The following is a 9930-nucleotide window of genomic DNA, read 5'->3' as shown; positions in this document are numbered from 1 at the left end:
GTTCCGTGGCAGACATAACGCTTAGGCATGCGCAGAAAGATCTACAACTATTTAAATGCAATTCGTTAGCCCCTAACCAGCAGGGATATTGCTTTTAAAACATTTGCAAAAATTAATTAGCCACGGAGACACAGAAATCACGGAGGAGATTAAATTTTTCCGTGTTTTTCGTGCTTCTGTGGCAAACATAACGCTTAGGCATGCGCAGAAAGATCTAGAACTAACAGTGAAAAGTTAAAAGCGGTTTCCCTGCCCTAACCAGGCATGATATTACCATTAATGCAAAATAGATTTAGCAGGATTATCCCGCCATTTTATCTGTAACACGTTTAACCGCAACATTTTTAACCGCTTTAATGATAGCGTCTTTATCATAACCGCATTCTGCCCAAAGTTCAGGTTGTTCTCCGTGGTCAATAAATTTGTCCGGGATTCCGAGTCTGACCACCTCGGCATTATAATGATTATCGGTCATAAATTCTATCACAGCCGAACCGGCACCTCCCGGTAATGAGCCGTCTTCAACCGTAATGATGTGTTTGTATTTAGCAAATACCTCGTGTAATAAAGCTTCATCTAAAGGTTTTATGAAGCGTAGATCATAATGCGCCGGATAAAAACCCTCGCTATTTAATTCTATACATGCTTCAACAGCAAAATTACCAACGTGTCCGATGGTTAACAAGGCTACATCTTCTCCATCGCAGATTTTACGTCCTTTGCCAATCTCCAATGCCTTAAAAGGTCTCTTCCAGTCAGGCATTACCCCATTGCCGCGCGGGTAACGGATAACAAAAGGGCCTATATTTTCTTGTTGAGCCGTAAACATCAGGTTGCGGAGCTCTTCTTCATTCATAGGAGAAGACACAACTAAATTAGGGATACAACGCATGTAGGCAATATCATATGCCCCGTGGTGTGTTGCTCCATCAGCACCTGCTAAACCTGCACGGTCTAAACAGAATACTACGTTCAGCTTTTGGATGGCCACATCATGGATGACCTGATCGTAGGCCCGCTGCATAAAGCTTGAATAAATATTGCAGAAAGGAACCAGGCCCTGTACGGCCAGGCCTGCTGAGAAAGTTACCGCGTGCTGTTCTGCAATGCCTACATCAAACGCACGCTTTGGCATTGCTTTCATCATGATATTTAATGATGAGCCTGAGGGCATGGCTGGAGTGATGCCTACAATTTTATCGTTAGCCTCGGCCAGTTCAACCATCGTATGCCCAAAAACATCCTGGTATTTGGGAGGCTGTGGTTTATCAGAAATGCTTTTTTTAATTTCGCCGGTAATCTTATCAAAAAGACCGGGTGCATGCCATTTGGTTTGGTCTTTTTCTGCCAAAGCAAAGCCTTTGCCTTTAACGGTAACGCAATGCAATAGTTTCGGGCCCGGAATGGCAGCAAGATCTTTAATCACCTGTGCCAGGCGTTTTACATCATGCCCGTCAACAGGACCGAAATACCTGAAATTTAACGCTTCAAATAAATTGCTTTGTTTGAGTAAGGTGCCTTTAATGCTTTTCTCTATTTTCTTAACATACTTGTGTGCATTAGGGCCAAGTTTAGAGAGTCCGGTGAGTACATGAGAAATATCATCGCGGAAACGGTTATATGATTTCGAAATGGTGATGCTGGTTAAATATTCTTTCAGCGCCCCAACGTTCGGATCAATAGACATGCAGTTATCATTCAGGATTACCAATACATTGCTGTTTTCAATGCCGGCATGGTTTAATCCTTCAAAAGCTAAGCCGGCTGTCATGGCACCATCGCCGATAACGGCTACGTGCTGCCTGTCGGTTTCACCCTTCAATTGCGAAGCCACCGCCATGCCCAAAGCGGCCGAAATGGAAGTAGATGAATGGCCTACACCAAAGGTATCGTATTCGCTTTCTGAAATCTTTGGGAATCCGCTGATGCCACCGTATACCCGGTTGGTATGGAATAAATCCCTTCGGCCGGTTAATATTTTATGTCCGTATGCCTGATGGCCTACATCCCAAACCAACTTATCGTAGGGCGTATTTAATGCATAATGTAAGGCAACTGTCAGTTCTACAACACCTAAACTGGCACCAAAATGACCGCCATTTACACTTACTACGTCAATGATATATTGTCGTAATTCCTGGCTTATTTGTTCTAAGTCAGATTCGCTATATTGCTTTAAATCAGCAGGATAGTTGATTTTAGATAATAGGGGGCCAGCTTTTACTTGCATTCGTAATTTATAGTGAAAAACAAGATACAAAGTAAGTTAAATTTGTTCTAATATAGAAGAGAAAAATAGCGCTTTATTATAGCGGGGTGAGCGGCTGGCAGTGAACGCTTAGCGTGGAGCGTTTGACAGAGGGCGGCCTGAAGATTGCGCATAGTCTTTTAAGTTATAAGACCTGAAAATTTTCATTATGTTTGTTGCTACACATGCAGGCAGAGAATTTTGAGATAAAGCTTCCGGTATTTGAAGGTCCCTTCGATTTGTTGCTGTTCTTTATTGAACGCGATGAACTTAATATCCAGGATGTGGAGATCTCGAAAATCACCAACGATTTTTTGGCCTATATCCACCAGCTCCTGGAGCTAAATGTAGAAGTGGCGAGCGAATTTATTTTGGTTGCGGCTACCTTGATGCGCATTAAATCTAAAATGTTGCTGCCCAGGATTGAGGTAGACGAAACGGGCAGCGAAATCAACTCTGAGCAGGATCTTATTGCCAGGCTGATTGCCTACAAACAGTTTAAATCTGCAGCAGAAGAGATGAAGTGGTATGAAGAAGAGCGGTTAAAGCAAAATCATAGAGGTAATATTGCATACGATCTTGCACTGGCTGCGGCATCTTCCGCCCATCAGGATGAACTCTTATCCCTTGATCTGTATAAGCTTTTGACCGTTTATCACCGCACCATGCAAAGGTATGAGTTGCGTAGTGAAGAAGTAAAGCATACGGTTGTACAATATCCCTATACGATCGAACAGCAAAAACACTTTATCGCCAACTTGCTTGATATCAATAAACAGATTGATTTTGCCCTGGTGCTTAAAAATTCGGAAAACAAAGTGCATTTCGTTTATAATTTTCTGGCCATTTTGGAAATGCTGCAACAACAAATCGTTGAGATAACCATTGGGAGTGGCTTTAACAACTTTAATGTGAAAGCATTAACTTAAACAAGCGCGAATTAAATTTGAAATCCTTACTTTTGCCAAAAAAATACAAACCTAAATATACAATGACACGCGACAACCAGATTTTCGAACTTATCGATAAAGAGTTAAACCGCCAGGAACATGGTTTAGAGCTTATTGCATCAGAAAACTTTGTAAGCAAACAAGTGATGGAAGCTGCCGGATCGGTATTGACCAACAAATATGCAGAAGGCTTACCAGGAAAACGTTACTATGGCGGCTGCCAGGTGGTAGATGTGGTAGAGCAAATTGCGATCGATAGGGCAAAAGAATTGTTTGGAGCAGCGTGGGTAAACGTTCAACCGCATTCTGGTGCGCAGGCCAATGCCGCGGTAATGCTTGCTGTTTTGCAACCAGGTGATAAAATATTAGGATTTGACCTTTCTCACGGTGGACACTTAACACATGGTTCGCCGGTTAACTTCTCGGGTAAATTATATCAGCCTTTGTTCTATGGCGTAGAAAAAGAAACCGGACTAATTGATTATAAAAAATTAGAGGAAGTTGCTTTGGCTGAAAAACCGAAACTGATTATCTGCGGTGCATCTGCTTATTCACGTGAGTGGGATTATGCTTTTATCCGTGCAGTAGCCGATAAAATCGGCGCTTTGGTTTTAGCTGATATTTCCCATCCGGCTGGTTTAATCGCTAAAGGACTGCTGGCCAACCCGCTTCCACATTGCCATATTGTAACCACAACAACCCACAAAACTTTGCGTGGACCACGTGGTGGTATGATTATGATGGGACGGGATTTCGAAAACCCATGGGGATTTAAAACACCAAAAGGCGAAACCCGTTTAATGAGCAATTTGCTTGATATGGCAGTTTTCCCAGGTACGCAGGGCGGTCCGTTAGAGCATATTATTGCAGCTAAGGCAATTGCTTTTGGCGAAGCTTTAAGCGAAGAGTACGGAACCTACATTAAACAGGTAGCGGCTAATGCACAGGCCATGGCTAAGGCATTTGTAGCAAAAGGATATGGCATCATTTCAGGGGGTACGGATAACCACCTGATGTTAATCGACCTGCGCAATAAAAACATCACAGGTAAGGTAGCCGAAAATGCTTTGGAAAAAGCAGAAATTACGGTAAACAAAAATATGGTTCCTTTTGATGATAAATCGCCGTTTGTAACTTCTGGTATCCGCGTAGGTACGGCTGCTGTTACAACACGTGGGTTAAAAGAAGCTGAAATGGAACAGATTGTTGAATTAATTGATCGGGTTTTAACCAATCCGGAAGACGAAACGAACCTAAATACAGTAAAAGCTGAAGTGATTAAATTGGTAAGCGCATTTCCACTTTATAAATAAGCTTAACTAATTCGATTTACTAATGATATAATGAAAGCAGCTACAAAAATGTAGCTGCTTTTTTGATTTAACTAAAACATCTTTAGCGCTTAATACCTGAAACAAACGTTTGTTTTATATATTTGGCAATTAAAATATAACTAGAATTTATGTGTGGAATAGTAGGCTATATTGGCTATAGAGAAGCCTGGCCAATTGTACTTAAAGGCCTTAAAAGATTGGAATACCGCGGTTATGACAGTGCTGGTATTGCAGTAATGAATGAAACCGGTGAACATATTTATAAAAAAGCGGGTAAAGTAGCCGTATTAGAGGAGTTTGCTCAAGATCAGGATAAATCTGGTACGATTGCAATGGGCCATACCCGTTGGGCTACCCATGGAGTTCCCTCTGACCGCAACTCCCATCCACATACTTCAAATAATGGTAAGTTATCAATTATTCATAATGGTATTATAGAAAACTATGCTACATTAAAAGAGGAGTTGATTAGCAGAGGTCATGAATTTAAAAGCGATACCGACACGGAGGTATTAATTCATCTGGTAGAAGAAATCCAGAAAATCGAAAATATTGATCTTCTGGAAGCTGTTCGTTTAGCCTTGAAGGAAGTAATTGGTGCTTATGCCATAGTGATTATGGACCAGGACCATCCAGATCGTCTAATCGTGGCCAGAAAGGGTAGCCCGATGGTTATTGGTGTGGGCCAGGGAGAGTACTTTATCGCTTCTGATGCTACGCCGATTATTGAATATACCAAAAATGTAATCTATCTCAATGATAATGAAATTGCGTTAATCACCAAAGATGATCTGTTGGTTAAAAGGTTGGATAATGTAGTGCAAACACCATTGATCCAGGAACTGCAGTTAAAGCTGGAAATGCTGGAGAAAGGTGGTTTCGATCACTTTATGCTCAAAGAAATTTATGAGCAACCGCGTTCCATTAAAGATTGTATGCGTGGCCGTATCTACCCGGAAGAGGGTAAGGTGCAGCTTGGCGGGATTAAAGAATTTGCAGAAAAATTAAAAAATATAGATCGCATCATCATTGTGGCCTGCGGAACATCCTGGCATGCAGGTTTGGTTGGCGAATACCTGATTGAAGAATATGCCCGCATTCCTGTTGAAGTTGAATATGCATCAGAATTCAGGTACAGAAATCCGATTATCACCGAAAAAGATGTGGTGATTGCCATTTCGCAGTCTGGAGAAACAGCTGATACCATGGCGGCTATTGAGATGGCTAAAGAACGTGGTGCAACTATTTTCGGAATCTGCAATGTTGCCGGTGCCTCTATTCCCCGCTTAACACATGCTGGTGTTTACACCCACGCCGGACCTGAAATCGGTGTGGCATCAACAAAAGCATTTACCGCACAGGTAACCGTTTTAACTTTAATGGCTTTTTACATGGCCCAGCAAAAAGGAACCATTACCACTTCAAAGTTAATTGAACTTTTAACCGAGCTTGACCATATTCCTGAAAAAATTCAGGTTGCTTTAGAGTCGAACAACCTGATTAAAGAGGTAGCAGAAAAGATTAAAGATTCTACCAATTGTTTGTTTTTAGGTAGAGGAAGTGGCTTCCCGGTAGCTTTAGAGGGAGCCTTAAAACTGAAGGAAATCTCTTATATCCATGCAGAAGGATATCCTGCTGCGGAAATGAAACATGGTCCGATTGCCTTAATTGATGAAGAAATGCCTGTAGTGTTCATCGCAACGCAAAACTCATCTTACGAAAAAGTGATCAGTAACATACAAGAGGTAAAAGCCAGAAAAGGAAAAGTAATTGCCATTGTGACCGAAGGGGACATGGAAGTGAAAAAAATGGCCGATTACTGCATCGAAATTCCTGATGCCAATGAAGCTTTTTTACCGCTCCTGGCAACCATACCGCTTCAGTTATTATCGTATCATATTGCGGTAATGCGTGGCTGTAACGTAGATCAGCCAAGAAACCTGGCCAAATCAGTAACTGTTGAATAATTTTACCACAAAACAGATAAACAGAGCAGTTGCATTAATTTGCAGCTGCTTTTTTGTTTACATGCGTATTTAGATACAGGCATTGTTAAATAAGCCCTATCCGATAGGTATCGGATGTACGGATGCCGTTTCTTAACAACATTTTTGATATCAATAAATTGGAATGGCAGGAGGAAAAGGGGGGCGGGTGGCCGCGATTAGCACCAGTGTTCACTTGCTAAAAGAATAAAAAGTAAAACTGATCTTTAAAAAGGCCAAAAAAGTAAAGGGCCGATATTCTTCAGAAGAAATCGACCCTTACCATCTAAATTAACGCTCTCGGATATATAAACGCAACTTCATGCGGTTTGGTTTTGAGAAAATATAAAAAAAACCTATTATTTCTCGTAACTGCCTAAGGTTGAGGGATAAAATCTTTCATTTTCGATTATATCTTTGTTAAGATAAATACTGAAATAAGGATCGGCAGTTAAATCAGCACCTTTTTTTCTGGCTGAACTGTTTGCAGCAGGTTCAAAATTGTACTGTTCCTGGTGGATAAAGGAAGGGCCGATGTTCAAAATGTTGCCATTGCCGTTATAAGCATTGTTGGTAGATCGGATCAAGTTATGTGATAGATTGAGCTGCAGATTGGCAGCATTTTTCTTTTGTATGTCCAATTCGTTGACTAAACTTCCCCAAATGATATTATTGGTTAAATCAACCTGAAGTTTATGGTAAACATTTGCTGATAAATAATCTGTAAAGCTCAGTGAGGCTGTTTTGCGCGGAAAGTTTAAATTGTAGCCCGCAAAGGTGTTCTGTTTCAGGTTATAATTACCTCCTCCAACAGCATATATCAAATAATTTCCGCAATTATACATCAGATTATTAAAGGCTAACAGTTCTGAATGATAGCCAATATAGGCTGCCACCTGCATGTTTTTAATAATACTATTACTTAAAATTAATTTTGGGTTGCTGTTTAACGATAAAGAATCGGAGGTAATGCCAACAGATGCGTTTTTAATGATCGCATTTTTAATCAGCCCTTGTCCGGTTTTTTTTAAGAAAATTCCCTTCCATTGTCCAGGCTCATCAGTATAAATGCTTTCAAGCCGGTCGCTGCAAAACAGTACAGGTTCGTTTATGCTGCCGTTAACGATCAGGTTTCCCTCGATGTTTAAACCGGCATCCTTATGGAAATAGATTTTAGTTCCCGGCTGGATGGTTAATACAGTGCCACTTTTCAGGGTTAACGATCCGTTAATAACATAGGGCAGCGCTTTTGTCCAGATGGTATTTGTGCTGATGGAAGATTCATTAATGAATACCGCATTTTGCCCGTAAGCTAAAAGCTGAATGACCTGTTTATTCCCGTTTGTTTTTAAAATGATCGAATCTTGCACCAGAAAGGGTAGGCTATTGGCATTGGGGCTGATCGAAACCCTAACAAAAAGATTTATTGAATCCCGACCGTTTATGACAAGGTCATTTTTATAAGTTGTTTGTTCTCCGTTAATATTGATGCCAAAAGCAGAAGTGCGTCCGCCAGCTAATTTAATTTCCGATACTTTAACCGCATCATTATTGTTGTTAATGATTTTGACTATTCTGACTGTTGAGCCTATTGAAGTAAAAATGGTATCGAATAATATTTCTTTACTGGAAAAGCTGAGCCTGGCATCTGGGTTTGTGCTAATGTTTTCATTCTTCCGGCAAGCCGAAGCAATGAATAAGATGAGTAGCAATAAACCAGTATTTAAACGCATAAATCAAACTTAAAAAATGTTTGGCTACTTGCAAGGGTATTTGCAGCGCATTCAATCATTATTCGGCGAAGGCAAGTGCTGCTATGCTTACTTTTCCTGCCTCAGCGGCAAATAGTGCATTAGCGCAGGCTTCAAGCGTTGAACCGGTTGTAATTACATCGTCAACCAATAAAACATGTTTGCCCATGATATCTTCCTGAAATTCTACCTGGAATACATCCTTCATATTTTCATAACGGTTATACCTGCTTTTTTTGGTTTGGCTTTCAGTAGAAGTACTTCTAATAAGGTGGTCCACGCTGATGCCGGTACCCATTTGTGCTGCAATTCCTTCTGCAATGAACATGCTTTGGTTATATCCCCTCATTTTGTATTTCTTGCGGTGTAAAGGAACCGGAATCACCAGGTCAATGTCCTGGTAAAGCGTTGCTGTTCTCAGCCTTTCCCCCAACATATTACCCAGCAGGATTCCAACATCAGTTCTTCCGTTATATTTTAAATTGTGGATTAAGTGCTGAACTTTCGTTCCTTTTCTAAAATACAACATGGCCATTGCCGCATTAATTGGTAAGCGGCCCCAAAACTGCCTGGCAACCCTATTGTCTGCATATTCGTGATAATCGGTAAAAGGGAGGTCGTACAGGCATTTCGTGCAGATTAAATACTCGCTATGGTATAATGCTACACCGCAGGCGTTGCAGAGGTTTGGAAATAGCAAACCAATTAAATCATTACACCATTGTTTAACCTGTAGCATAAACTAATTTATAAAATTTTTATGAGGAATACCCATGTTTTGAGTTTTCGGGTTTGTTTTTCTTTTTAGCAAAGCAGGGTCCGGTGGTACTATATAAGCATGTTCCCGCTTTCGCTTATAGTCCTCGCTGCGCTCCGGGCTATTCCGCTCAATCGGGTTTAGGTGGGCAGTTTCTTCCGAAGTTTCAAGTGGCCGGGCGCAGGGGAACTTTGGAAGTTTAGTGGCAGATCTGCATTCCTGAGCGTAGCGTGAGAATCTTTTCGTCATCTAGGATTTCGACACTACCAGTTGCTTCAAGGTATACAGGCCAACGCCAAACAGCCAGGATCTCATATTGTTTTGGCCTGTCGAAAAATATTTCCCGTTGAAAACCATGAACTTAAGTTAAAACCTCTATTAATCGTTTCAAAATCTTTGTGGGGAATGATATTTTTCCTACTTTTGCATCCCGCTTCGGAGGAAGGGGTTTGTTGAAAAGATGGCTTAGAGAGATGGAGGGCGATATTATTTTAAAATAAATATTGCGTAAGAGAAAAAGATTGCTACCTTTGCAGCCCGGTTCGGAAGAGCGGGAAGCTGGTCATCACCGGCATATTGAAATAGAGGGAAAGAAGAAAAAGCAAACCAAAAAATAAAAATTATTTTATTTGGAAGTTCAAAAAAGATTCCTACCTTTGCACTCCCAACGGAAACGAAGGGAAAACAAAAAAAAGATCATGTAGCGGATGTTACGGTGATCAACAGAAAAGATTGAAACAGACGGAAACATGTTCAGGACGAAAAAGACCTGGACGAGCTGAAATCTGGAGATATATAAAGACGGGCCGCGAGGCAACAACAGTCGATAAGTTCTTAAAAGAGATGTCAATGTAGCGCAGTGAGGTAATGAAGTACGTATTCAAGTACAGAATGCCTGACTGAAT

6 protein-coding genes are annotated in these 9930 nt (G+C 40.9%); 3 read left to right on the top strand and 3 right to left on the bottom strand.

Annotated features, from left to right (window positions below; genetic code table 11):
• Positions 1–301: 301 nt before the first annotated feature.
• Positions 302–2230: a 1-deoxy-D-xylulose-5-phosphate synthase gene (gene dxs / locus ACFE6N_RS23360; protein ID WP_378940323.1), complete on the bottom strand. Its 1929-nt coding sequence runs from the start codon at positions 2228–2230 to the stop codon at positions 302–304.
• Positions 2231–2433: 203 nt separating this feature from the next.
• On the opposite strand from dxs, the gene ACFE6N_RS23355 reads away from it, so the two are divergent.
• The 3 genes from ACFE6N_RS23355 (at position 2434) to glmS (ending at position 6499) form a co-directional block, all read left to right on the top strand.
• Positions 2434–3177 carry a segregation and condensation protein A gene (locus ACFE6N_RS23355; RefSeq protein WP_378940321.1) on the top strand — a complete coding sequence of 248 codons (744 nt, stop codon included), beginning with the start codon at positions 2434–2436 and terminating at the stop codon, positions 3175–3177.
• 62 nt (positions 3178–3239) lie between these two features.
• Complete coding sequence (gene glyA / locus ACFE6N_RS23350; protein WP_378940319.1) at positions 3240–4511, top strand: serine hydroxymethyltransferase; 1272 nt, start codon at positions 3240–3242, stop codon at positions 4509–4511.
• 149 nt (positions 4512–4660) lie between these two features.
• Positions 4661–6499, top strand: coding sequence for a glutamine--fructose-6-phosphate transaminase (isomerizing) (gene glmS / locus ACFE6N_RS23345; RefSeq protein ID WP_378940317.1), 1839 nt, complete (start codon positions 4661–4663; stop codon positions 6497–6499).
• A gap of 377 nt (positions 6500–6876) precedes the next feature.
• On the opposite strand, the gene ACFE6N_RS23340 is transcribed toward glmS, so the two are convergent.
• Positions 6877–8250, bottom strand: coding sequence for a hypothetical protein (locus ACFE6N_RS23340; RefSeq protein WP_378940315.1), 1374 nt, complete (start codon positions 8248–8250; stop codon positions 6877–6879).
• Positions 8251–8308: 58 nt separating this feature from the next.
• Entirely contained in the window at positions 8309–9007 is a 699-nt protein-coding gene (locus tag ACFE6N_RS23335; protein WP_378940313.1) for a ComF family protein, read from the bottom strand.
• Between the last annotated feature and the right edge of the window lie 923 nt (positions 9008–9930).

The organism is Pedobacter sp. BG31, from assembly GCF_042464845.1.
GTDB lineage: Bacteria > Bacteroidota > Bacteroidia > Sphingobacteriales > Sphingobacteriaceae > Pedobacter > Pedobacter suwonensis.
The sequence above is the reverse complement of the archived record's forward strand: the minus strand, read 5'-3'. Positions and strand labels throughout refer to the sequence as shown.

Excerpts from the sequence above, each read along its gene's own strand:
- ACFE6N_RS23340 (WP_378940315.1), bottom strand. The coding sequence starts at position 8,250 with ATGCGTTTAAATACTGGTTTATTGCTACTCATCTTATTCATTGCTTCG.
- glmS (WP_378940317.1), top strand. The coding sequence starts at position 4,661 with ATGTGTGGAATAGTAGGCTATATTGGCTATAGAGAAGCCTGGCCAATT.
- ACFE6N_RS23335 (WP_378940313.1), bottom strand. The coding sequence starts at position 9,007 with ATGCTACAGGTTAAACAATGGTGTAATGATTTAATTGGTTTGCTATTT.
- glyA (WP_378940319.1), top strand. The coding sequence starts at position 3,240 with ATGACACGCGACAACCAGATTTTCGAACTTATCGATAAAGAGTTAAAC.
- ACFE6N_RS23355 (WP_378940321.1), top strand. The coding sequence starts at position 2,434 with ATGCAGGCAGAGAATTTTGAGATAAAGCTTCCGGTATTTGAAGGTCCC.
- dxs (WP_378940323.1), bottom strand. The coding sequence starts at position 2,230 with ATGCAAGTAAAAGCTGGCCCCCTATTATCTAAAATCAACTATCCTGCT.